The following is a 25,233-nucleotide window of genomic DNA, read 5'->3' as shown; positions in this document are numbered from 1 at the left end:
CCGGCGGCCCCGACTGTCGCAGCCACGGGGCGACCCGAAGGGCTGTTCGGCCGGTACAAGGAGGAAGGGACCGGGACGCAGCCCGTTGGCCGCAGCCCGATCCCTCCCAATTCTTCAACGGCTTGCTAGACGATCTCTCAGTGCGTGACCAGATCAAAACGATCCGCGTCCATCACCTTGACCCACGCCCTGACGAAGTCCGCGACGAACTTGTCCTTCGCATCGTCGCAGGCATAGACCTCCGACAGCGCGCGCAGCTGTGAGTTGGAGCCGAACACCAGATCGGTGCGCGACGCGGTCCACTTCTGCTCGTGCGTGGTGCGATCGGTGCCGACGAACTCCTCGTCGCTTTCGTCGCTGACCTGCTTCCATGCGGTGTTCATGTCGAGCAGGTTGACGAAGAAGTCGTTGGTGAGCTGACCCACGCGCTTGGTGAACACGCCGTGCTCGCTGCCCTGCGCATTGGCGCCGAGCACGCGCAGCCCGCCGACCAGCACCGCCATCTCGGGCGCGGTGAGGCCGAGCAATTGCGCACGATCGACCAGCAGTTCCTCGGTCGGCACGTTGAACTTGACCTGCAGGTAGTTGCGGAAGCCGTCGGCCTTGGGCTCGAGCACGTCGAAGCTTTCGGCGTCGGTCTGTTCCTCGAGCGCGTCGGCGCGGCCCGGCGTGAACGGGACGGTCACGTCATGCCCGGCATCCTTCGCGGCCTTCTCGACTGCGGCGCTCCCGCCGAGCACGATCAGGTCGGCGATCGACACCTGCTTGCCGCCGGTCGCTGCGCCATCGAAGTCGGCCTTGACCTGCTCGATCACGCCGAGCACGCGGGCGAGGTTCTCCGGATCGTTGACTTCCCAGTCACGCTGCGGGGCGAAGCGGATGCGCGCGCCGTTCGCGCCGCCGCGCTTGTCCGACCCGCGATAGGTCGAGGCCGAGGCCCAGGCGGTCTTTACCAGATCCTGCACCGACAGCCGGTCGAGCAGCGTGGCCTTGAGCGACGAGATATCGGCGGCGTCGATCAGCGGATGGGTGACCGCCGGGATCGGATCCTGCCAGATCAGGTCTTCCTGCGGCACCTCGCTGCCGAGATAGCGGAGCTTCGGCCCCATGTCGCGGTGGGTCAGCTTGAACCACGCGCGCGCCCAGGCGTCCGCAAAATAGGCAGGATCGGCACGGAATTTCTCCATGACCGCGCGGTATTTCGGGTCGACCTTCAGCGCCATGTCGGCCGAGGTCATCATCGTCGGCACCTTCTTGCCCGGCGTGTGCGCGGCGGGGGCGAGCGTGTCGTCGGGGTTGCCGACCGGCTGGAACTGTTGCGCGCCGGCCGGGCTCTTCACGATCTCATATTCGTGGTCGAGCAGCATGTCGAAATAGCTCATGTCCCACGTCGTCGGGGTCGGCGTCCACGCGCCCTCGATCCCCGAGGTGATCGTGTGATCGCCCATGCCGCTTTCATGGGTCGACGCCCAGCCGAGCCCCTGCGCGGCGATGTCCGCGCCTTCCGGCTCGCGGCCGACCAGCTTGGGATCACCCGCGCCGTGCGCCTTGCCGAAGGTGTGGCCGCCGGCGGTGAGCGCGGCGGTTTCCTCGTCGTTCATGCCCATGCGCGCGAACGTCTCGCGCATGTCGCGCGCCGAGCCCATCGGGTTCGGGCAGCCGCCCGGGCCTTCCGGGTTGACGTAGATGAGGCCGTGCTGGATCGCGGCGAGCGGGCTTTCGAGCGCGAGCCCGGCTTCCTCGTCGATACGGGTCTGGCCGAGCCATTCCTCCTCGGTGCCCCAATAGACGTCCTTTTCGGGCTCGAACACGTCCTGACGGCCGCCGCCGAAGCCGAAGGTCGGGCCGCCCATCGATTCGATCGCGACATTGCCGGCGAGGATGAACAGGTCGGCCCAGCTCAGCGCGCGGCCGTATTTCTGCTTGATCGGCCAGAGCAGGCGGCGCGCCTTGTCGAGATTGCCGTTGTCCGGCCACGAATTGAGCGGGGCGAAGCGCTGCTGCCCCGCCGAGGAGCCGCCGCGGCCGTCGCCGGTGCGATAGGTGCCCGCCGAATGCCACGCCATGCGGATGAAGAACGGGCCGTAATGCCCGTAATCCGCCGGCCACCACGGCTGGCTGTCGGTCATCAGCGCGGTCAGGTCGGCCTTCACCGCCTTGAGGTCGAGCTTGAGGAATTCGGCGGCATAATCGAAGTCGTCGCCGAACGGATTGCCGCTCTTGCCTTGCTGGTGAAGGATATCGATCGACAGCGATTCCGGCCACCAGTCCTTCGACGTGCGCCCGAGCAGCGTGCGCAGCGCGGCGGGCTGCTTCTTGGGATCGTTGATCGGGCTACCTTCGGTGATGGCGTCCATGTCTCGTCTCCTCTCGCGACCGGTGTCCGGGTCTGCTGCTGCCACTACGCACGGGCGCGCACGACCTTTCCGGCGATCTGTGACGCCGGTGGTAGCGGACGGGGGGTAATCGGGAAAATGCGAAAAGATTGATGGTATGATCGAGTTTGTCGATCAGGGGCGGGATTACTCAGCCCGCCCCTTGATCGCGTCGGTGTAGGCGGCGCGATACGCCGCGACGATCCGGTCCTCCGCGAACCGCGTGAGCGCGTGCGGATCGCTGAGTCCGCCCGCGCGCCATGCCGCAGCGTCCGCTAGCGCGGTGTCCATCGCGGCGGCGAGCGCCTCGATATCGGTCGGCTCGTAGGTGATGGCGTGCGCTGCCAGGCCGGCGATCTCCGGAATGCCGCCGGCCGCGCTGCAGATCGCCGACAGGCCGTAGGACAGCGCCTCGATCAGCGTGCGCGGCAACGGCTCGGGCCAGACCGAGGCGATCAGCACGGTGTCGATCGCGCGGTAGAAGTCGCCGGGCGGCGCGAAGCCGAGCCACTCGATGCGCGGATCGGGATAGCGTGCCTTCAGCGCGGCGACATAATCGGGTGCGCCGACCCCGGCGATGCGCAGCCGCCAGTCGGCGCGGGTGATGCGCGTGGTCGCCTCCAGTACCACGTCGATGCCCTTTTCGGCCTCGATGCGGCCAATGAAGCCGAACACGAACGGCGCGTCGGGCGCTTTCGCATCGCGCGGCCGTTCGGCGAGGGGCACGATGTTGAAGATGCGTCGAGTGGGGACGCCGGGGAAGAAGCCCTCGGCATGGTGGCGACGGATGACGTAGTCGCTGTTCGCAACGAGCTGATCGACGCGCTCGGACCCGGTCTTGCCGGGTCCGGTGAGCAGGCGGCATTCGCGGCAGCGGGTCGTGCAGTTCGCGCCGTTCTTGAACAACCCCGATCGCGTGCACATCACGCCGTAATCGCGCAGCGTGTGGACGAGCGGCAGCTTGCGGCGCTTGATCTCGCGCCAGATCGACGGGCCGAAGCCGGTGATGACGTTGCAATGGACGACGTCGGGGCGAACCGCGTCGAGCAGCGTGCCAAGGCGACGCGCGGCGGCGCGGTTCCAGCGGTTGCGCGCGTGCCAGTACAAACGCTTCAGCGCCGGCTGAGCGGGCGCGTCGGGGTCATAGGGCCAATAGATGTTGTCGATCGGCAGGCGATGGACGGTGACGCCGTTCTTCATCTCGGCAAGCGGCGCGGCGATGTCGTCGAGCGTCGCGACGACTACCTCGTCGCCGGCGCGGACCAGCGCCTCGGCAAGCAGCGCCACCGACTTCTCCGCGCCGCCGATCCGGTGCGGGGGATAGAGGGTGTTGACGATCAGCACCTTCATCGCGTCGCAGCCGCCGCGCAGGCGTCGGCGAGGATCTGCGCCGATGCGCGCCATGTGAAGAGTGGGACGCGGCGCTTGCCCATCGCGACCCGTTGGCGGCGGAGCGCGCTGTCGTGGTCGTCGAGATATTCCTGCATCAGCCGTGCGAGCGTGGCATCGTCGTGCGGCGCGAAATATTCGGCCGCGTCGCCGCAGACTTCGATGATCGCCGATGCGGTGCTGGCGAGCACCGGGCATCCGTTGACGAACGCCTCGAGCGGGGGAATGCCGAAGCCTTCGTAGAGGCTCGGGAAGATCAGTGCGCGCGCGCCCTGCATCAGCCCGGCGACCTCGGCATCGTCGAGCCGGCCGGGGAGCAGCACGTCGGGGCCCGGCTCGGGCAGCCCGGCCGCGCCGAACACCGCGCGGTCGATGCGCCCGACCGCGACCAGCTTCGCGCTGCCGGGCTGGAGCCGCGCCAGCGCACGGAGCGCGACCGCGAGGTTCTTGTTGCGGGTGAGATTGCCGAGCGTGAGGAAATAGCCGCCTTCGGTCAGCCCGAGCCGTTCGACGATACCGGAATCGGGGGGGATCGAGAGATGCTCGGCACCGTTCGCGGCGACGACGATATCCGCTGCGGCGACCGGGAGCACGTCGGCGAGTTCGCGGCGCGAGAATTCCGATACGGTGGCGATGACCGCGCGGCGGGCGAGCAACCGGTCGAGCCAGCGATGCGCGACGACATAGGGCTTGCTGAAATGTTCGGGATGACGCTGGACCGCGGCGTCGTGGATCACCACCACCTGTCGGCGCAGCGCGACCGGGCCGGTCATCGCGAGGCACAAGGCGACGCCGGCACGCGCGGCGCGGGCGAACTCGACCTGATCCCAATAATGGCCGGCGCGCGTCCCGATCGTGCGGGTTTCGATATGGCGCAGCGGCAGCGTGCGCGCGCCCGGCGGGGTGAGCAGGACGTAGCGCGAACCGAGCGCACCCTCGCCGGCCAGCGTGTCGAGCGCGGTGACGATCTCCTGCGCATATCGCTGCACCCCGCTCACCGGCTGGGTGAGGAAGCGACCGTTGACGAAGACGGGCGGCATCAGCGCGGCTCGACCAATTGCCGGTACAGCATTTCGGTCTGGTAGATCATGCGCATCCCGTTCAGCTCGCGGCTGCGCCACACGGTGGCGGCGGCCATCGCGGCGCGCGCACCGCGGTCGGTGCCGATCAGGATCGCGGTGTCGGCGAGCCGCTCGATCACCGTGGCGTCGTTGGGGACGATCGTGCCGCAGCGGCTGCGGCCGATCACGTCGCGCGCGCCGGCCACATCGGTCGTGACGATCGGCACATGCGCGGCGAGGCTTTCGAGCAGGACGTAGGACAACCCTTCGTACCGGCTGGTCATCATCACCGCGTCGAACGCGGGCATCAGCTCCTGCGCGCGCGCGGCGCGTTTCCAGATGAAGCGCGCCGCATGGCCGGACGCGGCGAGGTCGCGCTCGACCGCAGCGGCGCATTCGCCGTCGCCGAGGATCACCGCGCGGAGATCGGGCACCTGCGTCATCACGCGGCGCATCGCCTCGACGAAGCGCTCGGGCGCCTTCTGGTAGGAGAGCCGGCCGACGAAGCCGATCACCGGCGCATCATCGGGCAGGCCGAGCGCCGCCCGCGCCTGTGCGCGCGTCACGGCTGGCACATCGATGATGCCGTTGCGGATCAGGTGGCAGCGGCCGGTGGCGATGCGCAGCTTGCGCGCGAACGCCAGCTCCTCGCTCGACACCGCGATCAGCGCGTCGGTGCGCGCCGCGCCGAGCACGATCTCCGCGCCGTTGAACATCAGCCGCGCAGGCAATGAGACACCGGGGTCGAGCCCGCGGAAGGCGTGCGGCGTGTAGACGCGTTTCGCCGGGCCGACATCGGCGAGGCGGACCAGCGCGCCGGCCTTCGAACTGTGCCCGTGGACGATGTCGAACGGCCCCGCGCGCCGCAGGGCCGCGGTGAGCGCGCGGGCCGCGAAGACGTCGTGCACGCCGGGCGCACGGCGCATCGTCACCGGCTCGCTGGTCACCGGCAGCGCAGCGATCTCGGCAAGATGTCGCGGCTCGGCACGATGTGGCGAGTAGATCAGGTGAACGTCATGCCCGCGTCCGTGCAATGCCCGCGCCAGATCGAGCACATGACGACCGGCGCCACCGCCGCCCGCCTCGATCACCAGGCAAATGCGCAAGTAGCGCTGGATCGTCAGCGGCGTGTCATCATCGCTGTGTCGGGCGGCAGGTGAGTCAAGCACGACTATTCACTCTCTGGCACAGGTCATCGAACCGATCGTCGTTCACCGCGTCGCCTCGATCGCAATGCGCGCGGAGGTGGTGGCGTCGATCCACAGACCGTTGCCACCGGCGAGGTATGCGCCGCGTGCGGGCAGCCGGGCGAGCGCGCCGGACACGTCGTCGCGATCCGCCAGCATCCGCATCGTCGCCGGCCGCCGGCCGAAACGCGTGCAGCGATTGTTCCGCAGCGTGACGTCGGTGGCGTTGGAGATGGCGATGCAGCCCTGATCGACTGCGTCGATCTGGTTGTCGCGGATCAGCAATCCGGCATTGAGCGGTTCCGCGGCGAGCGGTGCGGGGCCGCCGGGTGTGGCGGCCTCCAGCTCAGCGAAGACGGTGATCGCCGCCCAGACGCGGCCGGCGCGGTTGTCCTGCCCGGTGTCTTCGATCCGGTTGTCCGCGACCACGACGTTGAAGGCGCCGGTGCCTTCCTTCCACGCCGCGCTGGTGAGCAGGCGGATCGCATTGTAGCGCAGACCGGTGAAGCGGTTGTCCCGAACGAGGCCGTTCGGCGCCTGTGCCAGCACGCCGTGGCAGAGGCAGTCCGCAATGCGGTTGCCGACGATCGCATAGCGGGCGGACAGCAGGCCGAGATGACGCGCGTAGCGGACGGCACCCGCCGGCACCGGCGCGACCAGGGTGGCGCGAACCCGCCCGGCGGAATCGCGCGGCGTCCGCGTCGCGACGCTGGCGGTGCCCAGCAAGCGCAATCCGGCATCGAACAGGGCGAGCCGGGTGCCCGGAGCGACGCGCGACGCGACGCCGGAGAGCGTGAGGGTACGCCCGTCGGGGTCGAGGCCCGCGTCGATGATCGGCGTGGCGATGTTGATCGCGTCATCGCCCATGCCGGTGAAGTCGCTGTTCTCGACGAGCAGGTCGCCACCCGCCGCGGTGACGTGGATGCCATCATAGGCGATCGCGCTGCCACCCGCGCCGCCCAGCCTGGCACCGACGATCGCGAGGCCGCGGTCCATGAAGTCGACCGTGACGCCGCTGCCCGCGGAATCACGCACGGTGACATGATCGAGCGTGATGTCGTGCGACACGGGAACGTCGCCGGGGTCGCCGATGCGGATTGCGCCACCCCTGTACCAGCCGAGCTTCACCTGCACCGGGGTGTCGGGCGCGAAATCGTCCAGCGCGCCGGGCAGCGCGCCGTCCGCGCCGAGCGGTTGCCCGTGCCTGCCGAGCAGCCGCCGCGCGCCGGTGGGGCCGCGTGCCGAGACCTGATAGACCGGCGTGCCGGGGGCGGGAGCGGCACCCGCGAAGACCAGCCGTCCACCGGAAACGCGCGCCGCGACGACCGGCGGCTGCGCATAGCCGACCGACAGGCCGCGCAGCATCACCCGCGCCACATTCGAGAGCAGGATGCCGTCGCCCCATTGCGCGAAGACCAGTTGCGCACCGGGCCCGTCGATCAGCACGTCGTCGAGCCCGTCGAGCGACAGCCCGGGCGGACCAGCCGCGATCGGCCAGGTGCCGGGCGCGAGCCGCAGCGTGCCGCCGCCCGCCGCGCGCAGCCGCGCCAGCGCCGCGGCGATCGCGGGCCCGTTGTCGCCGGGGACGGGATCGAGCGCGATCACCGGGCGGCGATCGAGACGCGGCGCGAGCACCGTCACGGTCACCGGACCGCCATCCGCCCCGTTCCAGCTTCGCCGCACGCCATCGCCGCTGACGGGCGATTGCCGCGCCGCGGTGGCGAGCGCCGCCCAGTCGGTCGGCGCGCTGTGCGATGGCGTGGGCGCGCAGCAGGTGGTGAGGAGCGCGGCGAGCGCGACACGCCCTGGCGACGCGGGGACATGGGGCAAAGGAGTGTCCATGGCAGCGGCACGCTCTGCATAGAGCGGGCGGTGGCGCGGCGTGACGGCGTGCTGCCCCGAATTGGCGATTTGGCGCGTGGTTTGGCCGTTTTTTCCCGATGCCGCGGCCTGCGGAGCGACCCGGTGGAGTTGCGCAGGCGGTGGTGCGGACCGTATCGACGGCACGCAGACACGCCACCACGCAAGGACCCGGATATGGCGCTCGTTGGCGCAGACCGTTTGCCGTCCGGACGGCGCGCGCGACCGGCGAATGGGCGTCCGATGCCCTATGCCGCCCGCGCCCGGGCGTTCGGCGGCATGTTCGCGATCCATTTCGTGCTCGGCGCGCTGGTCGCCTTCGGGGCGGCGACCGCGCCGTCGCCGGGCTGGGCGTATGGGGCGCTGGCATTGTTCGGGTCGCTGTCCTTCGGGCTGCTGCGGACCGCGCCGGCGACCTTCCTGCTGTTCGTGCCGCTGATCGCGCTGCGCCTGACCGAGTTCATCTCCGGCGCGGCGATCGAGGGCGGGGCCTATATGGTCGAAACCGGGATCACCGGTCGCGCGACCGGGGCGTTCGCGCGGTTGCTGCTGATCTACGTGCTCTTCTTCCTGACCGCGACGATCGTGGTCGAGGCGGCGTGGCCGCGACTGAAGACGGCATTCCGCGAGGCACCCCGCCGCTGGCAGCCGCATGGGCGGGTCATCTGGACCGGGCTGCTGATCGTGATGGGCGCGGCGAGCCTGTATCTGGTTCGGCTGGGGATCAACAACGGCTTCCCGTTGCTCGATCACCTCGACCGGTTCGCCTATCTGCGCAAGATCGATTCGCCGATCTATTCGGCGTGGATGACCAACCGCCCCGTGCTGGTGCCATTCATCGGGGCGCTATTCTGCGTGCCCGGGTATCGCGTGCGCGCTGCGCTGATCCTTGTCTGGCTGCTGGCGCTGTCGGTGCTGTTCGGCGAGAAGTTCACCTCGCTGCTGATGATCCTCAGCATCTTCTCCATTCCGGTGGGGCTGGTGCATATCGCCAACGATCGGGCGATCCCGACCGGCGCGATCGGCGCGATCGTGGTGGCGATCGTCGTCGTGACGGTGCCGGCGGTGCTGATCGCCTATGGCGCGCTGACCGATGTCGACGCGGCGGTGCAGAAATACGGGCAGCGGGTCGCGCTGCAGGGCCAGCTCTGGTTCGTCGCGGACGACAAATATCTGACCAACGCGCGGTTCGACGATCGCGCGATCGGGGCGGATGTCGCCTCGTGGATGACGCCCGGCGCGCAGAATGCGGAGGGCGCGGGAACGCGGTTCGGCCTCTATTACGTCATGCAGCGCTTCACCCCGTCGCGGCTGCTCGGCTGGGCGATGGAAGGCGGCACGGGCTTCGTCTTCTCGCTCTATCCCTATCTGTTGATGACGATGGGGATCGCCGGGCTGCTGCTCGTCTCGTCGCTGCTCGCGGCGTTTCACGCGTTCGTGATGCGGATGGTCGCGCAGTCGATCGCGGAGAGCAACTGGATCGCGTCGATCCTGTTCGGTCGCGCGATGAGCTCGCTCTACGGCGGCTATACGACCGGCTTCCTGTGGAATTTCTTCGGCATCAAGAATCTGGTGACGATCGCCGTCGCGCTGTTCCTGATCTGGGAAGGGCGGCGGCGTGACAGTCGCGTGCGCCGGATGATGCAGGCACTGGCGCGACGGGGCTGACCGTCGTCACGGCACCCGTGGACGATCGGGGGTGCTTCGCCTACGTCGCCGACGGGCTTCGGGAAGGATCGTCGGTGCGGTTGTTCGTCTTCGGACCAGGCTATGCGGCGCGGGCGGTGGCGGCGGCGGCGGGTGCGCCAATGCTGGCGACGACGCGCGACGGGCGCGACGGGACGATCCGCTTCGACGACGCGGACGCGGTGCGCGCCGGGCTGGCGGCGAGCACGCATGTGCTGTCGTCGGTGCCGCCCGACAAAGTGGGCGATCCGGTGCTGCGTCAGTATGAGAACGCGCTGACGGGACGGTGGCTGGGCTATCTCTCCTCTACCGGCGTCTACGGCGATACCGGCGGCGCCTGGGTGGACGAAGATGCCGCCGCGGATCGCGGGCGGCGGCCGCTGCGCAACCGCGCCGATGCCGACTGGATGGCGCTGGGCGCGCGGGTGTTCCGGCTGCCGGGCATCTATGGTCCCGGGCGGTCGCCGCTCGACCGGGTAGCGCGGGGTGAGGCGCATCGCACCGGCGTCGCGGGGCAGGTGTTCAGCCGCGTGCATGTCGCCGATCTGGCGCGCGGGGTCGTCGCCGGATTTGAGGCGCCGGCGGGGGCGTACAACCTCGCCGACGATCTGCCGGCGGCGCAGGATGAGGTGGTGCTGTATGCGGCGCAATTGCTGGGGATTGCGCCGCCGCCGATCGTGCCGCTGGAGCAGCTCTCACCGGCGGCGCGCGGCTTCCATGCCGAGAACCGTCGCGTGGCGAGCGGCAAGGCGAAGCGCGTGCTGAACTGGCAGCCGCGCTACCCCGATTATCGCGCCGGCCTGCGCGCGCTGAGCGCCACCACCAGCCCGACCGCGGCAAGCCCTGCGCCGGCCGCCGCCAGCGACGTCCAGCGATAGCCCTCGAACACCGTCGACAGCAGCATCGCGATCACCGGAACGATCACGCCGTTATAGGCGGCCTTGGCGGGGCCGATCGTGCGGATGATGCGGAAGTATAAGGTGAAGGCGAGCGCCGAGGCGATGATGCCGAGGTACAGCACGCCCGCGACGTATCCGGGGCGGAGGTCGAACACCGGTGCGCCGGTGGTGATCCACGCCCAGCCGGCGTCGATCGCCGCGCCGATCAGCATCGCGGTGGCGAGCGTCGGGACCATCGGATAGCGCGCCGCGGTCTTCGTCGCCTGCATGACATTGGCGGTCGATGCCGACAGGATCGCGCAGAGCGTGAAGGCGATGCCGATCAGCGATTCGGCCGGCCCGCCGGGGTCGCCGCGCGCTTCCTTGATGAACAGCAGCGCTACCCCGCTCATCGCGATCGCCGAGCCGAGCAGCAATTGCCGCCCCATCCGCTGACCGAGGAAGAGGCGCGCGAACAAGGCATTGGGGACGAGCAGCAGCGCGAAGATCACCGCGACCAGCCCGGAGGTGATATGCTCCTCCGCGCGGTAGACGAAGTTGAAGTTGAGCACGAACTGGAAGACGCCGAGCAGCGCGGCGAACCGCCAGAAGCCGGGTTGCGCAAAGAGCGCGCGGGTGCCGGGCGCGCGCTGCCACGCCGCGACCGCCGCCAGCGTGAGCCCGGCGACGAGGAAGCGATAGCTGACCGACCAGCTCGCCGGCACCGCGACCGCGCCGCCGTGCAGCTGGTCGCGGATCACGATCCAGGTCGAGCCCCAGATCAGCACCACCAGCGCGAACGGCACCAGCACCGCGGCGCGCGTGCTGTTGGGGGGATCGGCGGGGCTCATCCCAGCGCGGCGATCGCGTCGGCGAGCGGGCGGATGTCGTCGGCGCGCTGGTTCCAGCTGACCACCAGCCGCGCCTCGCCGACGCCCCAGTCGTAGAAGTCGAACCCGGCGGCGCGCAGCGAGGCGGCCTCGCTGGCGGTGACGCGCAGGAACACCTCGTTCGCCTCGACGGGGTGGAGCAGCCGCGCCCCCGCCGCCTGCGCGAGCAGCGCCGCGCCGGCATTCGCGCCGCGCGCGCAGTCGAGCCACACGTCGTCGTCGAGCATCGCGAGCAATTGCGCGGCGAGATAGCGGCCCTTCGACAGCAGATGCCCGGCGCGCTTGCGGCGATAGAGCGTCGCGTCGGCAAGGTCGTGATCGAAGAACACCAGCGCCTCGGCGTTCATCCCGCCGTTCTTGACGAAGCCGAAGCTGAGCGCATCCGCGCCGCCGCGCCATGTGAGATCGGCGGGCGACGCGCCGGTCGACACCACCGCATTGGCGAAGCGCGCGCCGTCGATATGGAAGCCGAGCTTGCGCTCCTTCGCGAGCGCGCCGAGGGCCGCGACCTCGGCGGGGGCGTAGACGCGGCCATATTCGGTGGCGTTGGTGATCGACAGCGCGTGCGGGCGCTGTTGGTGCACGTCGTAGCGCTGGCGATCGAGCACCGCCGCGGCGCTGGCGGGGGTAAGCTTCGCGCCGTCGCCCTCGGCGAGCAGCAGCTTGGCGCCGTGCGTATAGAATTCGGGCGCGCCGCATTCGTCGTTCTGGATATGCGCCTCGCGGTGGCAGACGACCGAGCCGTGCGGCGGGCACAAGGCGGCGAGCGCGAGGCAATTGGCGGCGGTGCCGCTCGGCACCCACAGCACGCGTACCGCGGTCTCGAACAAGGCCGAGAAACGTTCGTCGAGCGCCTTCGACCAGCGATCGCCGTCATAGGCGGTATCGAGCGTATCCGCCGCAGCGATCGCGCGCAGCACGGCGGGATGGACCGGGGCGGCATTGTCGGAAAAGAAGCGCATGGCCCGTGCCTTCGGGCAGCGACGCGGGCGGGTCAATATCCGTTGGGGATCGTCCGGTCAGCGCAGCGTCGCGCTGTCGATCAGCGCGCGATAACTGGGGGCGACGCGGTCGAAGTAATGCAGCCGCGGGGCGTCGAGCGTCGCCATGTAGAGCTGCCCCTTAACCAGCGCGGCATGTGCCTCCCCGCGGCGCGGCAGATTGTCGTCGTCGACATATTCATAGGCGAAGCGGATGCCGTCGGTGCCGAGGAAGCGTTCGGGCCGGGCGTCGTGGAGCGTGAAGCTGGCGATTGCGCGATCGGTGCGATAGGTGGCCTCGAGCAACTCCGGCACCTCGGCGAGCAAGGTCTCGCGGGTGAGCTTTGGCAGCGGCCTGTGCTTCCGGTCGCGTTCGCGGAGCAGCGGTTCGCCCGGTGCGATCCCGCCGTAGAAGGTGACCTGATCGAGCTGTTCGCCGTCCAGCGTCCATCTCTCGGCCTTCTTGCCGGGCTTGCCCGCGAGCTGGTTCCAGTCGCGGTTCGGGATCACGACCAGCGTCGACGCGGCGACCGCGACCGGCTTGCCCTGTTCACGATAGCCGTGCGCCGCCGCCGGCATCGCGAACAGCGGCGCGGCCGCCGCGAACAGTGCCAGCGTGGCGGTCCTGGTCCTCGTCATCGTCATTGGCCCTGTCCTGCGGTGGCAACCAGCATCCCGATCATCGCGGCATCGGGCGCCGCGGGTTTGAGCTGGAGGTAGCGGCGCAGCGCCTCGGCACCCTCGGCCCGCCGCCCGGTCTTGAACAGCGACAGGCCCAGTCCGCGTTGCGCCTCCGGCAAATTCGGATCGAGCGCGATCGCGTTGGCGTAGAATTCGGCCGCTGACACCAGATCGCGCGGATAGCCGCGGGCGCGGTACAGGTCGCCGCGTGCGACCCATAATGGCGCGGTCGCGCCATGTTCGCCCAGCATCCCGATCAGATAGTCGCTGGCGCCGAAGTCGTTGAGCTTGATCTGATCGTCGAGGAACAGCGGCAGCCATGGCGCCAGCGCCGCGGCATAGCGCGCCGCGCCGTCGTCGCGCGTCGCGGCGTCCGGCCGGGCGAGCGCGGCCATCGTCGCGGCACGCTCGGCATCGGCGGGATGCGAGGCGAAGAACGGAATGCGGTCGAAGCGCGGGTGCGCCTGCCCGCGCGCGGCGGCGGAACGCTCCGCCTCGGTCATCACGTTCTGCCACACCACCGAGGCCGCCTGCGGGCGCAGCGCGCTGCCGTTCAAATAGCCGATGCCGTGCAGATCGGCGTCGCGCTCCTGATCGCGGCTGAAGCGCGAGAGCCGACCGTAGATCGAGATCTGCATGTTCCGAAGGCTATACGCTCCCTGTGCATAGGGGAGCATCCCGGCGAGCACCGCACCCCAGCTGAGGACATCGGTGCCGGCGCGGTGGGCCTTGAACGCGGCAAGCGAGTGGCGCTGTTCGAAATGGCCGAATTCATGCCCCAGCACCGCGCCGAGTTCGGCCTCGCTGCGCACGCGGAGCAAGAGCCCGCTGAACACGCGCATCGTGCCGTTGGGCGCCATGTTCGCGTTGAACAGCGGCGTCCGCAGGATGTAGAGGCGCGCGGCCTTGCAGCGATCCGCGCCGACGGTGGCGCACAGCACGCCGCGCACATAGGCGTTGAGCGCCTCGTCGCGGATCAGGACCGGCGAATTGGCGAGGACGCGCTCGTCCTCGTCCATCTCTTTCCACAGCCCGATCTCGTCGACGCCCTGCGGTTGATAGGCGCCGGTATAGGGTGGCGGCGGCGGCGCGGGTGTCGTCGCCGCCGCCAGCACGGGCGCGAGGACAGGCAATATGGCGCAAAGGCCGGCGCGACGGCGCGTCATTTCGTCGACGCGGCGGGTGCCGCCGGGGCGGCGGTGCTGCCGGGAAAATCCTCGAGCAACTGACCGATGCGCTTCTGCGCGCCCTCCGGCGTGCGAACGTCGCCGCCCATCGCCAGATCGGCGTTGAGCCACACCACGTCGCCGGACCTAAGGTCGACCAGCCCTGCATAGCCGGCATGTTCGCCGGACTTCACCGGAATTCCGGGACCGAGCGCGGCGAAGATCTGCAGGATCTTGCGACCGGTCGAGCCATAGGCATCCTTGTCGTAGATGAAGAGCGCGTAGTCCGCGTCCTTCGCACCGGGCAGTGCGGACACGCCGCTGCCCAGCGACCAGTCGAACACACCCGCCTTGTTCTCCCGCTTCTTGGTGGGAAGGCGGTTGCCACGAAAGAACTGGTATCCGATGACGGCGCGGGAAAGCGCACCGAACAGCGCCTGATATTCCTCCACCAGCCGGGCGTCGTCGCCGAACGCGACGGGCGCGGCGAGCACGATGTTGCCGAGTGCCGCCTGTCGCGCGGCGAGCGCGGCCTCAAGATTGGCGCGCGCGCGATCGGTCCAGTCGCCATTGGGTTCGAACAGGCCGCCGGTCGATTGCGCGCCGACCCGCACGGCAGGACGGAAGACGAGGATCGTCTTGCCGCTGTTCGCCGGGAGCGCAAAACCGGCCTTTACCGCGGTATGTTCCTGCGCGGCGGCGGGTTGAGGATAGAGCGCAGCCAGCGTCATGGCCGCAGCGACAAGGCGTGCGCGCTTCTTCATCCGGCTATCCCCCCGTCCGCCCCCGCGGACCCGATTTGCTATCGCGCGCTTGGGTGCGCGGCAAGGTCCGGTAAGGACCCATTTTGGTGAAGTGACGATCGGGCGTGTTCGGGCGACACGCGGCGAGATGATTTTCGCAGCCAACGCTTAAAGACATAAAGATATCTTTATGTCGATGTTGACAGCGGGTCCTCGATGGTGTTCATCCGCCCGGTCGAGGTTCCTCGTTCCAGGCATGGCGACGAGGCTAAGACGGGAAGCCGGTGCTGTCTTTCGGGGCAAATTCCGGCGCTGCCCCCGCAACTGTAAGCGGCGAGCGGCGGCTCCATTTCGTGTCACTGGACGCTCGCAAGGCATCCGGGAAGGCCGGAGCCACTGCGTCGACCCGTAAGCCAGGAGACCTGCCTGCGACGCGATAACGTTCCTCGGACGGGGGTTCCTCCGGTGGATCGCGCTCGACGCATGGCGCGTGGCGTAAGGCCGTCCGCGCCGGTCTTCGCCTGGCGCGCTCTTCCTGGACCCCTGCCCGCAACAGCAGGTGTGTCATGACGAGCAACGCATTGACCTTCACGATCAGCAGCATCCCGTTCGACGAGGATTACCGTCCCGCCGACAACACGCGCGTCACCACCAATTTCGCCAATCTGGCGCGCGGCGAAAGCCGTCGCGAGAATCTGCGCAGGACGCTGGCGATGATCGACCGCCGCTTCAACGCGCTGATGCACTGGGACAATCCGGCAGGCGACCGTTACACGCTGACGCTCGGGATCATCTCTGCGGCGTTGCGGATCGGCGACGAGCAGGGCGACCACGCCTTTCCTTTGATCGAGATCCTGCATACCATCGTCACCGACCGGCGCAGTGGCACCCGCACCGACGGCATGGTCGGCAACAATTTCTCGTCCTACATCCGCGATTACGATTTCAGCGTCGTGATGCCCGCGCATGTCGCGCAGAACGGCGGCGGGGCACCCGAGCAATTCGGCGAACTGCACGGCAATCTGTTCAAGCTTTTCCTCCGGTCGGACGCCTATCGCGAGCGCTTCGGCAAGCCGCCGGTGATCTGCCTGAGTGTGTCGAGCCGGGAGGTCTATCACCGCACCGCGAATGCGCATCCGATCCTGGGGGTGGAATATCGCAACGACACGCGGTCGGCGACCGATCTCTACTTCGCGAAGATGGGGATGAAGGCGCGCTACTTCATGCCGCCGCACAGCGTCGCGCCGCTGGCCTTCTATCACATCGGCGATCTGGTCGCGGAGTATTCCGCCCTGGAACTCGCCAGCACGATCAGCACGATGGAAAGCTTCCAGAAGATCTATCGTCCCGAAATCTATAACGCGAACTCGGCCGCGGCCGAACGTTACCAGCCGAGCCTTTCCTACCAGGACTATTCGCTGACCCGCATCGTCTACGATCGCGAGGAGCGCAGCCGACTGGCGGTCGAGCAGGGGCGGTTCGCCGAAGAACATCTCATCAAACCGCACGGTGCGGCGCTGGCGCGCTGGTCCGCGACCTGCGGGCTTTGATCCGCACCATCGACGAAAGGGATCGCATGACCATGACCTTGTTGCCGACCACGACCGCGGGCAGCCTGCCCAAACCCGCATGGCTGGCGCAGCCCGAAACCCTGTGGTCGCCGTGGCGGCTGGAGGGCGAGGACCTGCGCACCGGCAAGCAGGATGCGTTGCGGCTGGCGCTCGACGATCAGCGGCAGGCGGGGATCGATATCGTCGGCGACGGCGAGCAGACGCGCCAGCATTTCGTCACCACCTTCATCGAGCATCTGAGCGGGGTCGATTTCGCGAAACGCGCGACCGTCCGCATCCGCGACCGCTACGATGCCAGCGTGCCGACGGTGGTCGGCGCGGTGGCGCGGCCGGCGCCGGTGTTCGTGGAGGATGCGCGCTTCCTGCGCGCGCAGACCGACCGGCCCGTCAAATGGACGCTGCCCGGGCCGATGACGATGATCGACACGCTGTACGACGACCATTACCGCAGTCGCGAGAAGCTGGCGTGGGAGTTCGCCTGTATCCTGAACGAAGAGGCGCGCGCGCTGGAGGCGGTCGGGGTCGACATCATCCAGTTCGACGAGCCGGCCTTCAACGTGTTCTTCGACGAGGCCAACGACTGGGGGATCGCGACGCTGGAGCGCGCCGCCGCGGGGCTGACGGCCGAGACGGCGGTGCACATCTGCTATGGCTATGGCATCGAGGCCAACACCGCGTGGAAGAAGACGCTCGGTGCGGAATGGCGGCAGTATGAGCAAACCTTCCCGAAGCTGCAGCGCTCGGCGATCGACATCATCTCGCTGGAATGCCAGAATTCGCGCGTGCCGATGGACTTGATCGAGCTGGTGCGCGGCAAGAAGGTGATGGTCGGCGCGATCGACGTTGCGACCGACACGGTCGAGACGCCCGAACAGGTCGCGGCGACCTTGCGCGACGCGCTGCACTTCGTGGATGCCGACAAGCTGTTGCCCGCCACCAATTGCGGCATGGCGCCGTTGTCGCGCGCGGTTGCGCGCGGCAAGCTGGACGCGTTGACGGCAGGCGCGGCGATCGTCCGCGCCGAACTGGGCGGTTGAGGCGCCGTTCCGACCCGTAGATCAACGCGTCGTATCGGCCACAGACCGACGGAGCCGTGCAGTAGCGGTTCCGTCGGATGCGGCCATTTCGCCGCGCCGCCTGCGCGTTCGTGGAAGGTGACGGGACGGTGCCGCTTTGTCAGTCTGTGGCGACGGGAGCGATCGTCACGGCGACCAGCCTTACGCCGCCAGCCGTTCCGCGACGATCGCGCGGTCTCTGCCGGCGCGCTTGGCGCGGTAGAGCGCGGCGTCGGCGTCGGCGATCAGCGGAGCGTTTTCCCTGCCAAAGGGCGGGTGCCATTCGGAAATGCCGAACGAGAGGCTGATTGGACCGAGCAGTTTGCTCCCTTGCCGCGGGCGAAGGTCGGCGATGTTCGCGCGGAGCCGCTCGATCCGGGGGATGAGCACCTCGGCGGAGGCCCCGGGCGCGATGATCGCGAACTCCTCGCCGCCGAACCGGCATGCGACATCTCCGTCGCGGAAATGCTCGCGCATCGCCGCGCCGACGAGCTGCAGCACGGTATCGCCGGCATCGTGCCCGAACTCATCGTTGAAGCGCTTGAAGTGGTCGACGTCGCACATGACGAAGGTCAGCGGCGATCCGGCCCGCGCAGCGCGCGCGATCTCGAGATGAAGCGCCTCTTCCATGTAGCGACGGTTGTGCAGCCCGGTCAGCGCGTCCCGGACCGTCTGCTCCTTCAGATCGCGCTGCAGGCGATGATTGACCAGCGCCGACGCGATGTTCTCGCCCAGCGCCGCCAGTCGGAACGCTTCTTCGCTTCCGATCACGCCCTTGAGGAAAAGCAGGCCGATGACCTCTCCGCCGGCGAGCAGCGGTTCGCAGCGATAGGCGCCCATGTCGCCGGCGGCGTGACGGCATGCCACCTCGCGCCCGTCGCCGAGCACGACATGGCCCTGTCCCAATCGCAACGCCCAGCAATCGTCCGGACCGAAATTTTCCGGCAGATCGTCGCTCACGCCCCAGCCCGCCAGGCGCACGAGCAAATTGCGCGAATTGTTGTGGGCGTAGAGCGCGCCCGCGACGCCCGGCAGGACCTGCGGAACGAAGCAGTCGATGATCTGGGCGAGTTCCGCGTCGGTACGCGCCGCCTGCAGGCGATGCGCCATCTCGCCAAGCCGCTCGATCACCTGACCACGAGCCTCCAACGCGGCATGCTGCGCAAGCAGGTCCGCATTCGCGGCTTGCAGCCGGGTGTCGGTCTCACGCTGATCGGCGACCGCCTCGGTGAGCCGATCCGCCATCCGGTTATACCCTGACGCGAGCCGATCGAATTCGTCCGAGCCGGTGCGCGCCGTCAGCCGCTGTTCGGCCTGCCCGCGTCCCAGCGCCTCCATCGCCTCGAGCGTGCGGCCGAGCGGACGGCGGACCCCGAGCGAGATCGTCGCGATCAGTGATGCGAGGAGCGCTGTGACGACAAGTCCGCCACCCAACGCGACATATTTGGTCCAGGTCAGTCGCTTGTCCGCGTCGTCCGCGCGTTGCGCGAGCAGATCGCGCTCGCGTTGCAGCAGGGCGCCGGCCTGCCGATCGACCTGCGCCATCAGTTCGCGGCCCCGGCCACCGGCGATGCCGCGAGCAGCGACCACAAACTCGCCGCGACGCGCGAGCCGCATCGCTTCCCGCGTGAATGCCACCTTTCTGGATCCGGCATCGCGAACCGCTCTGGCGCGCTCGTTCTGGAGCGGATTGTCGGTGGTGAGGCTGACGAGATCATCGAAATGACGCATCACGTCAGATAATCGCTGATCGACGGTCGCGGCGAAGCGCTCATCATGGGTGAGGAGGTAGCCTCGCTGCCCCGATTCGGCTTCGCGCAATTCTGCCAGCGCTTCGTCCAGCGCAACGATGACTTGCTGCGAATGGCCGACCCAGGCGAAACTCTCGCGTGTGCTCCACGAGGACTGTAGCAAAACCGCCACCAGGCAGAGCAGCGCTGCCGCGATCAGACCGCCAATGGCGATCACTCGAGATATCAGCGAAGTGAACACGACTTTTGATCCAGATCAAAATTGCTGATCCGCTCTACGAATCCATTGTTCGCAACTGGTTAACGCGGGGCGTTGGATGCGGTGAGCCGCATGTCGGCGTCACGGAGTTGGGCGCGGCCTGAGGCGGATCATGCCGCCGCCACCATCGATCGCGATGCCGCGACGGAACGCGGCGGCGCTGCGCCACGGTGACGGCACCGGTTCGGCGTACCGGCGGGCAGTCGGGACACCGACACACGAGCCGCTGTCGCGCAATTTCGCCGATCTGAGAAGCGCGATCTCCGCGCAGCCGATGGGCCGCGCCGGACAGATCCTAGCGCCGCAGTCGCTCTATCCGGTCAGGCCAGGGGTGACCTCGAAATGACCGGATAGAGCTGACTTGCGTGGTGGGCGTGGCAAGGATTGAACTTGCGACCCCTGCGATGTCAACACAGTGCTCTACCACTGAGCTACACGCCCTCCGTAGGGGTGCGCCTCTAACGGGTGGGTCGGAGGGGCGCAAGCGGCTTTTTACGCTTTTGTTGCCGGAGCGTCAGATCAACTCGTTCGCGGTGCCGGTGTCGAAGAGGCGGTCGACCTCCAGCACCAGATCGCGCAGGTGGAAGGGCTTCGACAGCACGCGCGCCTGCGGCATCGCATTGCCCGCCTTCAGCGTCACCGCGGCGAAGCCGGTGATGAACATCACGCGCATCCCCGGCGCCAGCTCCTGCGCCTTCTGCGCGAGCTCGATCCCGTCCATCTCCGGCATTACGATGTCGGTGAGCAGCAGATCGAACCGCTCGCTTTCCAGCAACGGCAGCGCGGCGGTGCCGCGATCGACCGACGTGACCCGATAGCCCGAACGCTCCAGCGCGCGTCCGAGATACTCGCGCATCACCGCGTCGTCTTCGGCCAGAAGAATCCGTATCATCGCAACCACAACTCCCGTTCGGCACATTATATGCGCCAGGGACGTTGATTTTTCCACCATCGGACATGGTGAACGGCTGCTCCACGACGACACGTTGCAGCAGCGCGGCGGCTTCCATAGGGTAGGGCGGAATGACGCGTTCCTTCCGCATGTTCGGCGAGATGCTGCCCGAAAGCCCGGTGGTGCTGTCGGTGCCGCATGCGGGGCGCGACTATCCGCCGACGTTGCGGATGGCACTGCGCGCACCGCTGGCGAGCCTGGCCGCGCTGGAGGATCGCCACGTCGATGCGATCGCGCTGGCGGCACGCGACACGGAGACGTTGCTGCTCCAGACGTTGCCGCGCGCGTGGATCGACCTGAACCGCGCCGAGCACGAACGCGACCCGTTGATCGACGAAGGGGCATGCCGGGCGGCGTCGGGATCGGCCAAGGTGCGTGCGGGGATCGGGCTGGTGCCGCGGCGCACCGCCGCAGCGGGCGAATTGTGGCGGTGCCGGTTGAGCGCAACCGAGGTGGAGGCGCGGATCGCCGCCGACCACCGGCCGTACCATGAGAGGCTGTCGCAGGTGCTGGCCGCAGCGCGCGCACGATTCGGCTGTGCGGTGCTGCTGGATGTCCATTCGATGCCGCCGATCGCGGGCGGGCGGGCGCGGGTGGTGATCGGCGACCGGTTCGGGCGCGCCGCCGGGGCACGGTTCGTCGCGCGCGTCGAGGAAGCGCTCGGGCGCGAGGGGCTGCACCATATGCTCAACTCGCCATATGCCGGCGGGCATATCCTCGAACGCCACGCCGCGCCGCAGATCGGCATCCACGCGATCCAGCTGGAGATCGACCGCGCGCTGTATCTCGACCGGCGGCTCGACCAGCCGGGGGCGGGGGCCGCGGCGACGGCGCGGATGCTCCGTGCCATCATCGACGCGCTGACCGAGCAGGCGCTGAGCGACGGTGCGACGGCCCCACCGATCGCCGACGCCGCCGAATAGCCGCGCCCACAAAAAACCACCGGATGCACGCACCCGGTGGCCAAGGTTCAGGGAGGAGACACGCCGAAGCGTGTCATACGGGCCCGCGAAAGGGGGGACACGAGCGCCGTACATGCTTAACTTAGGGAGCCTGCTTTTGGTTGCAAGAGCCCGGCTGCAAAAGGTTCGAAGCGTGCGGTGAATCGCCGAAGAGGATGGGTTTCGACCCAGCGGCGGCGGTCCGGCCCGAATGGTGGCCCGCGATTATCGACAGGCATGGGCCCCTGCCTGCGCAGGGGCGCCGCGGATCAGCGTGCGCCGCGGGGCAACATGCGGAGCAGGACCGAGTCGCGCAGGATCAGGTGGTGGCGCAACGCCGCGGCGATGTGGAGCACCACCAAGATGAGCATCGTCCAGCCGAGGATCTCGTGCACTTCATGCCCGGCGCTCGCGCCACCGGCGTCGACGGGCAGATACGGAAGGTCGGTGACACCGAACCAGCTCAGCGGGCGACGTCCCTCAGGACCCGACACCATCGCCCAGCCCGATAGCGGCATCAGCAACAACAAGGCGTACAGCGCCCAGTGCGTCGCATGCGCCAGACCCCGCTCCCATGCCGGTGTGAAGGCCGGCAGCGGCGGCGGGCGATGCAGCAGCCGCCACGCGACGCGCAGCACGGTGAGCGCCAAGACGGTAATGCCGATCGCCTTGTGCCCCGGCATCCATGCCCGGAGCGCCGGCACGGCGTCATGCCCGATGCCGACGATCAGGTTGACGATCACCAGCACGGCGATCGTCCAGTGGAAGGCGATGGCCACCGTCGAGTAACGCTCGGTCACGGGTATCCGGGTGGCCATCGTCATCCTTTCGATCAGGCGTTCAGCTGCGGCTGCGGCATCTTGCCCAGCTTGACCTGGCGCGCGAAGATGTCACGCATCAGCGCGAGCGAGAAGAGGTGCGCGTAGAGCAGCGGGAGCATGCCCGACTGCGAAATCTTGCGCAGCTGGTCGCCGCGCAGCTCCGACAGCTTCTTCTCGTCGATCATCTGGAAACCGCGATAGACGAACGGCTGTTCGATGCCGTCCTGCTGGATGGTCACTTCACCCTCCATCAACAGGTCCAGTTCCTTGATCTCCTTCATGAACTGACCGGTGCGCGCAGCGGCCTGCTCGAAGTTCTCGTTGAACTTGAGGATGTTCTGGGTCAGCTCCGACGGCTGGCCATCGGTGAAGAGCGCATCGCCCTCCTCGAAGGCGCCGATCGTCGGCGACGACGGGTCGAAGCACAGCGACAGCTCGTCGGTGTCGGGACGCAGGCGTGCCAGCATGTACGGATAGCGGCGGACATAGGCGGGGACGTAGATGGTCTCGTCGAGCAGCCGGCCTTCCTCCGACACGAACACGTTCACGCCTTCGTTCAGGCCCATCAGCGCGATCGGAATGGCATCCTCGCCGGACGAGAAGACGATCGGCATGTCCCGCTGGATCAACGGAAATTCTTCGACCGTCACCGGGATTGCATGCTGGTTGACCAGGAACGTCGCGGTGTCGGACGGCTTCACCTTGTAATTGGCGTGAACCTCGCTCGAAAGCGGTTCGAGGCCGTTGTAGAAAAGCGGAAGTTGCGGCGCGCTGGCCATGAGTGTCTCCAGAACGGACGGTATCGTGTGTATTTGCGCAAGGGGACGTCACGTCCTGCCGCCCCCCCGGACATCGCAGGTGCTATTGAATGGGCGCGTCCGGCGCAAGCGTGACGAGCTTCCCGGGATTGAGCAGTTCGTGCGGATCGAAGGCGCGCTTGATCGCGCGCAATGCCGACAATCGCGCCGGCGGGCCGAGCCGTTCCAGCTCGCGCCGCTTCATCTGCCCGATGCCATGTTCGGCCGAGATCGACCCGCCCGCCGCGACGACAAGGTCGTGGACGAAGGCGGAGACGACTGGCACTTGTTCGCTATACCAATGGCTTGGGTCGGTGCCCGGCGCGGCGCGGACGTGGAAGTGGACATTGCCGTCGCCGAGGTGTCCGAACCCCGAGGCGTGCGTGCCGGGAAAGCGCGCCTCGCACGCCGCGGCAGCCTCGATCATGAAGCGCGGCATCGCCTCGACCGGGACCGAAATATCGTGCTGTGCGGCGGGGCCGGTGGCGCGCTCGGCATCGGAGATCGATTCGCGGATCCGCCAGAGCGCATCGGCCTGCGATTCGCTGGCCGCGAGCGTCGCGTCGGCGGCGAGCCCGTCCGCGAGCGCGGCGGCGAGGACATGCTCGACCAGCGCAGCGGGATCGTCATCAAGGGTGTCGGCGGTGACCTCGAGCAGGACGTGCCAGGGGTGCGCGCCGGCCAGCGGCGCGCGGGTGCCGGGAATGTGCGTCAGCACTGCGCCGAGCGATTCGGCGGGGAGCAGCTCGAAACTCTCCAGCGCGGGCGTGGCGCGCTGGAAGCGCCGCAGCAGCGTCAGCGCCGCCTCGGGCGAGGCGAGCCCGACCCAGGCGACGCAGCGCGCGGCGACCGCCGGCACCAGCCGCACCGTCGCGGCGGTGACGACGCCGAGCGTCCCTTCCGCACCGATCAGGAGCTGGTCGAGGTCATAGCCGCGATTGTCCTTCTTCAGCGCGGACAGGCCGTCGTACAGCGACCCGTCGGGCAGCACCGCCTCGACCCCGGCGACCAGCGCGCGCATCGTGCCGAAGCGCAGCACCTGCGTGCCGCCGGCATTGGTCGATACGAGACCGCCGATCGTCGCGACGCCCTTCGCGCCCAACGAGAGCGGGAAGCGGCGGCCGTGCTCCAGCGCCGCGGCGTGGAGGTTGGAGAGGATCACGCCGGCTTCGGCGATCGCCAGCCCGGCCTCGGCATCGAGCGTGCGGAGTCGATCGAGGCGGCGCAGTGACAGGATCGCGGCGCGTCCGTCGCCGGGCGGGGTCGCGCCGCCGACCATCGAGCTGTTGCCCCCCTGCGGCACCAGCGGCACGCGCTCCTCGCGGGCGGCGGCGACGATCGCCTGCACCTCCGCGACCGAGGCGGGGGCGAGCAGCAAAGTGGCCTTGCCATGGAAGCGGGCGCGCCAGTCGGTGAGCAGCGGCGCGATCGCATCGGGGTCGGTGACGATCGTCCGCGGCGCGACGTGCGGGGCGAGCCGGGCGGCGAGGCGATCAAGTGCGGCGGAGGGGGCGAAGGCGTGGGTCATGCGATTTCTCTTGGCTGCCGAGCGATGTGCGTCCAATTCATCACGCGTTCAACCGCCGATGGTCAGTGCTGCTGCCCCAAGATGACCTTGCGTAATCCGTCCGTTCTGCTGCTCGTGTCGGCGGCGCCTTTCGTGCTGTCGGCAAGCCCGCCGCAGCTGGACGGTGTCGAATATGCGCAGCTGACGATCCACGAGCGCCTGATCATCCGCGTGCCACGCGTCTCGCCCGCCCCGATGCGCGGACGAAGCGCACCGGCGCAGCCCCTGGTACGCTGGGACGAGAAAAAAGGGCCGGAATGCGTGGCGATGAGCGCGCTGACCGGGGCGGCGGTGGAGCGCGAGGGGGAGGTCGATCTGGTCGTGGGGGGCGCGCGGCGGATCCGCGCCAAGCTGGACGACGATTGCCCGACGCTTGATTTCTATCGCGGATTCTATCTGAAGCCGACCGCGGATGGGCAATTGTGCGCACGCCGCGACGGCATCCGCTCCCGATCGGGCGCCTATTGCGCGGTGACCCGCTTCCGCGCGCTGGTCCCGCGCAAGGCCAAGAAATAGCCCGCTGCGGAGCGGCCGGGGCGCAAATTCCTTGACTTTCGACGGCGGATCGGGAAGCGCGGAAGGCGATGGGAACCGCCACGCCGCGCCACCCGACAGCCCGGACA

21 protein-coding genes, 1 tRNA gene and 1 riboswitch are annotated in these 25,233 nt (G+C 68.6%); of the genes, 6 read left to right on the top strand and 16 right to left on the bottom strand.

Annotation, left to right across the window (positions count from 1 at the left end; translation table 11 throughout):
- Nucleotides 1–137: 137 nt before the first annotated feature.
- From katG to PGN12_02220, 5 genes are all read right to left on the bottom strand, one after another.
- The gene (gene katG / locus PGN12_02240) at nt 138–2,357 is read right to left on the bottom strand and encodes a catalase/peroxidase HPI (protein MEH3102708.1); all 2,220 of its coding nucleotides are present in this window, start codon (nt 2,355–2,357) and stop codon (nt 138–140) included.
- 165 nt (nt 2,358–2,522) lie between these two features.
- Entirely contained in the window at nt 2,523–3,725 is a 1,203-nt protein-coding gene (locus PGN12_02235) for a glycosyltransferase family 4 protein (protein ID MEH3102707.1), read from the bottom strand.
- Complete coding sequence (locus PGN12_02230) at nt 3,722–4,804, bottom strand: glycosyltransferase family 1 protein (GenBank protein MEH3102706.1); 1,083 nt, start codon at nt 4,802–4,804, stop codon at nt 3,722–3,724. The genes PGN12_02235 and PGN12_02230 overlap by 4 nt, the downstream gene beginning before the upstream one ends.
- Complete coding sequence (locus tag PGN12_02225; protein MEH3102705.1) at nt 4,804–5,994, bottom strand: glycosyltransferase family 4 protein; 1,191 nt, start codon at nt 5,992–5,994, stop codon at nt 4,804–4,806. Before PGN12_02225 ends, PGN12_02230 begins: the two co-directional genes overlap by 1 nt.
- 42 nt (nt 5,995–6,036) lie before the next feature.
- A complete protein-coding gene (locus tag PGN12_02220) occupies nt 6,037–7,854 on the bottom strand; it encodes a right-handed parallel beta-helix repeat-containing protein (GenBank protein ID MEH3102704.1) in 1,818 nt (605 codons plus the stop codon).
- A 261-nt stretch (nt 7,855–8,115) separates the two neighbouring features.
- Between PGN12_02220 and PGN12_02215 the strand changes: the two genes are divergently transcribed.
- Together PGN12_02215 and PGN12_02210 are read left to right on the top strand one after the other, a co-directional pair.
- A complete protein-coding gene (locus tag PGN12_02215; protein MEH3102703.1) occupies nt 8,116–9,540 on the top strand; it encodes a DUF6418 domain-containing protein in 1,425 nt (474 codons plus the stop codon).
- Between the two features lie 74 nt (nt 9,541–9,614).
- Nucleotides 9,615–10,436 carry an NAD(P)-dependent oxidoreductase gene (locus PGN12_02210; GenBank protein ID MEH3102702.1) on the top strand — a complete coding sequence of 274 codons (822 nt, stop codon included), beginning with the start codon at nt 9,615–9,617 and terminating at the stop codon, nt 10,434–10,436.
- On the opposite strand, the gene PGN12_02205 is transcribed toward PGN12_02210, so the two are convergent.
- From PGN12_02205 to PGN12_02185, 5 genes are read right to left on the bottom strand one after another with little or no spacing between them, the layout of a single operon-like run.
- Nucleotides 10,346–11,287 carry an EamA family transporter gene (locus PGN12_02205; GenBank protein MEH3102701.1) on the bottom strand — a complete coding sequence of 314 codons (942 nt, stop codon included), beginning with the start codon at nt 11,285–11,287 and terminating at the stop codon, nt 10,346–10,348. The two genes, PGN12_02210 and PGN12_02205, sit on opposite strands and share 91 nt — an antisense overlap.
- A complete protein-coding gene (locus tag PGN12_02200) occupies nt 11,284–12,288 on the bottom strand; it encodes a beta-eliminating lyase-related protein (protein MEH3102700.1) in 1,005 nt (334 codons plus the stop codon). The genes PGN12_02205 and PGN12_02200 overlap by 4 nt, the downstream gene beginning before the upstream one ends.
- A 57-nt stretch (nt 12,289–12,345) precedes the next feature.
- Nucleotides 12,346–12,945 (bottom strand): hypothetical protein, encoded by a 600-nt coding sequence (locus tag PGN12_02195; GenBank protein ID MEH3102699.1) that lies wholly within the window; start codon nt 12,943–12,945, stop codon nt 12,346–12,348.
- 2 nt (nt 12,946–12,947) lie between these two features.
- Nucleotides 12,948–14,120, bottom strand: coding sequence for a M48 family metalloprotease (locus tag PGN12_02190; GenBank protein ID MEH3102698.1), 1,173 nt, complete (start codon nt 14,118–14,120; stop codon nt 12,948–12,950).
- Between the two features lie 29 nt (nt 14,121–14,149).
- The gene (locus tag PGN12_02185; protein ID MEH3102697.1) at nt 14,150–14,917 is read right to left on the bottom strand and encodes a hypothetical protein; all 768 of its coding nucleotides are present in this window, start codon (nt 14,915–14,917) and stop codon (nt 14,150–14,152) included.
- A gap of 200 nt (nt 14,918–15,117) precedes the next feature.
- Nucleotides 15,118–15,341: riboswitch (cobalamin riboswitch) on the top strand.
- A 121-nt stretch (nt 15,342–15,462) separates the two neighbouring features.
- Here PGN12_02185 and PGN12_02180 point away from each other — a divergent pair.
- Together PGN12_02180 and PGN12_02175 are read left to right on the top strand one after the other, a co-directional pair.
- On the top strand, nt 15,463–16,446 hold the full coding sequence (locus PGN12_02180) for a DUF1852 family protein (GenBank protein ID MEH3102696.1): 984 nt from the start codon (nt 15,463–15,465) through the stop codon (nt 16,444–16,446).
- 26 nt (nt 16,447–16,472) lie between these two features.
- Nucleotides 16,473–17,504, top strand: a complete 1,032-nt coding sequence (locus tag PGN12_02175; GenBank protein ID MEH3102695.1) for a methionine synthase — start codon at nt 16,473–16,475, stop codon at nt 17,502–17,504.
- 180 nt (nt 17,505–17,684) lie between these two features.
- Here the strand turns inward: PGN12_02175 and PGN12_02170 are convergent, their stop codons facing one another.
- The 3 genes from PGN12_02170 to PGN12_02160 all read right to left on the bottom strand — a co-directional run bounded on the left by PGN12_02170 (nt 17,685) and on the right by PGN12_02160 (nt 20,424).
- Nucleotides 17,685–19,514 carry a diguanylate cyclase gene (locus tag PGN12_02170; GenBank protein ID MEH3102694.1) on the bottom strand — a complete coding sequence of 610 codons (1,830 nt, stop codon included), beginning with the start codon at nt 19,512–19,514 and terminating at the stop codon, nt 17,685–17,687.
- Nucleotides 19,515–19,898: 384 nt separating this feature from the next.
- Nucleotides 19,899–19,973 (bottom strand) — tRNA-Val (locus PGN12_02165).
- 73 nt (nt 19,974–20,046) lie between these two features.
- On the bottom strand, nt 20,047–20,424 hold the full coding sequence (locus PGN12_02160; protein MEH3102693.1) for a response regulator: 378 nt from the start codon (nt 20,422–20,424) through the stop codon (nt 20,047–20,049).
- A gap of 131 nt (nt 20,425–20,555) precedes the next feature.
- On the opposite strand from PGN12_02160, the gene PGN12_02155 reads away from it, so the two are divergent.
- Nucleotides 20,556–21,407 (top strand): N-formylglutamate amidohydrolase, encoded by an 852-nt coding sequence (locus tag PGN12_02155; protein MEH3102692.1) that lies wholly within the window; start codon nt 20,556–20,558, stop codon nt 21,405–21,407.
- A gap of 287 nt (nt 21,408–21,694) precedes the next feature.
- Here PGN12_02155 and PGN12_02150 read toward each other — a convergent pair whose 3' ends face one another.
- The 3 genes from PGN12_02150 to PGN12_02140 all read right to left on the bottom strand — a co-directional run bounded on the left by PGN12_02150 (nt 21,695) and on the right by PGN12_02140 (nt 24,571).
- On the bottom strand, nt 21,695–22,243 hold the full coding sequence (locus PGN12_02150; GenBank protein MEH3102691.1) for a cytochrome b: 549 nt from the start codon (nt 22,241–22,243) through the stop codon (nt 21,695–21,697).
- Between the two features lie 14 nt (nt 22,244–22,257).
- Complete coding sequence (locus PGN12_02145; protein ID MEH3102690.1) at nt 22,258–23,025, bottom strand: SapC family protein; 768 nt, start codon at nt 23,023–23,025, stop codon at nt 22,258–22,260.
- A gap of 82 nt (nt 23,026–23,107) precedes the next feature.
- Nucleotides 23,108–24,571 (bottom strand): FAD-binding oxidoreductase, encoded by a 1,464-nt coding sequence (locus tag PGN12_02140; protein MEH3102689.1) that lies wholly within the window; start codon nt 24,569–24,571, stop codon nt 23,108–23,110.
- 81 nt (nt 24,572–24,652) lie between these two features.
- Between PGN12_02140 and PGN12_02135 the strand changes: the two genes are divergently transcribed.
- A complete protein-coding gene (locus PGN12_02135; protein MEH3102688.1) occupies nt 24,653–25,126 on the top strand; it encodes a hypothetical protein in 474 nt (157 codons plus the stop codon).
- The last annotated feature ends 107 nt before the right edge of the window (nt 25,127–25,233 follow it).

The sequence above is a fragment of the Sphingomonas phyllosphaerae genome, from assembly GCA_036946405.1.
Classification (GTDB): domain Bacteria; phylum Pseudomonadota; class Alphaproteobacteria; order Sphingomonadales; family Sphingomonadaceae; genus Sphingomonas; species Sphingomonas phyllosphaerae_D.
The sequence above is the reverse complement of the archived record's forward strand: the minus strand, read 5'-3'. Positions and strand labels throughout refer to the sequence as shown.

Excerpts from the sequence above, each read along its gene's own strand:
- PGN12_02180 (MEH3102696.1), top strand. The coding sequence starts at position 15,463 with ATGACGAGCAACGCATTGACCTTCACGATCAGCAGCATCCCGTTCGAC.
- PGN12_02155 (MEH3102692.1), top strand. The coding sequence starts at position 20,556 with ATGACGCGTTCCTTCCGCATGTTCGGCGAGATGCTGCCCGAAAGCCCG.
- PGN12_02140 (MEH3102689.1), bottom strand. The coding sequence starts at position 24,571 with ATGACCCACGCCTTCGCCCCCTCCGCCGCACTTGATCGCCTCGCCGCC.
- PGN12_02160 (MEH3102693.1), bottom strand. The coding sequence starts at position 20,424 with ATGATACGGATTCTTCTGGCCGAAGACGACGCGGTGATGCGCGAGTAT.
- PGN12_02200 (MEH3102700.1), bottom strand. The coding sequence starts at position 12,288 with ATGCGCTTCTTTTCCGACAATGCCGCCCCGGTCCATCCCGCCGTGCTG.
- PGN12_02185 (MEH3102697.1), bottom strand. The coding sequence starts at position 14,917 with ATGAAGAAGCGCGCACGCCTTGTCGCTGCGGCCATGACGCTGGCTGCG.
- PGN12_02230 (MEH3102706.1), bottom strand. The coding sequence starts at position 4,804 with ATGCCGCCCGTCTTCGTCAACGGTCGCTTCCTCACCCAGCCGGTGAGC.
- PGN12_02215 (MEH3102703.1), top strand. The coding sequence starts at position 8,116 with ATGCCCTATGCCGCCCGCGCCCGGGCGTTCGGCGGCATGTTCGCGATC.
- PGN12_02205 (MEH3102701.1), bottom strand. The coding sequence starts at position 11,287 with ATGAGCCCCGCCGATCCCCCCAACAGCACGCGCGCCGCGGTGCTGGTG.
- PGN12_02150 (MEH3102691.1), bottom strand. The coding sequence starts at position 22,243 with ATGGCCACCCGGATACCCGTGACCGAGCGTTACTCGACGGTGGCCATC.
- PGN12_02175 (MEH3102695.1), top strand. The coding sequence starts at position 16,473 with ATGACCATGACCTTGTTGCCGACCACGACCGCGGGCAGCCTGCCCAAA.
- PGN12_02135 (MEH3102688.1), top strand. The coding sequence starts at position 24,653 with ATGACCTTGCGTAATCCGTCCGTTCTGCTGCTCGTGTCGGCGGCGCCT.
- PGN12_02220 (MEH3102704.1), bottom strand. The coding sequence starts at position 7,854 with ATGGACACTCCTTTGCCCCATGTCCCCGCGTCGCCAGGGCGTGTCGCG.
- PGN12_02145 (MEH3102690.1), bottom strand. The coding sequence starts at position 23,025 with ATGGCCAGCGCGCCGCAACTTCCGCTTTTCTACAACGGCCTCGAACCG.
- PGN12_02195 (MEH3102699.1), bottom strand. The coding sequence starts at position 12,945 with ATGACGAGGACCAGGACCGCCACGCTGGCACTGTTCGCGGCGGCCGCG.
- PGN12_02235 (MEH3102707.1), bottom strand. The coding sequence starts at position 3,725 with ATGAAGGTGCTGATCGTCAACACCCTCTATCCCCCGCACCGGATCGGC.
- katG (MEH3102708.1), bottom strand. The coding sequence starts at position 2,357 with ATGGACGCCATCACCGAAGGTAGCCCGATCAACGATCCCAAGAAGCAG.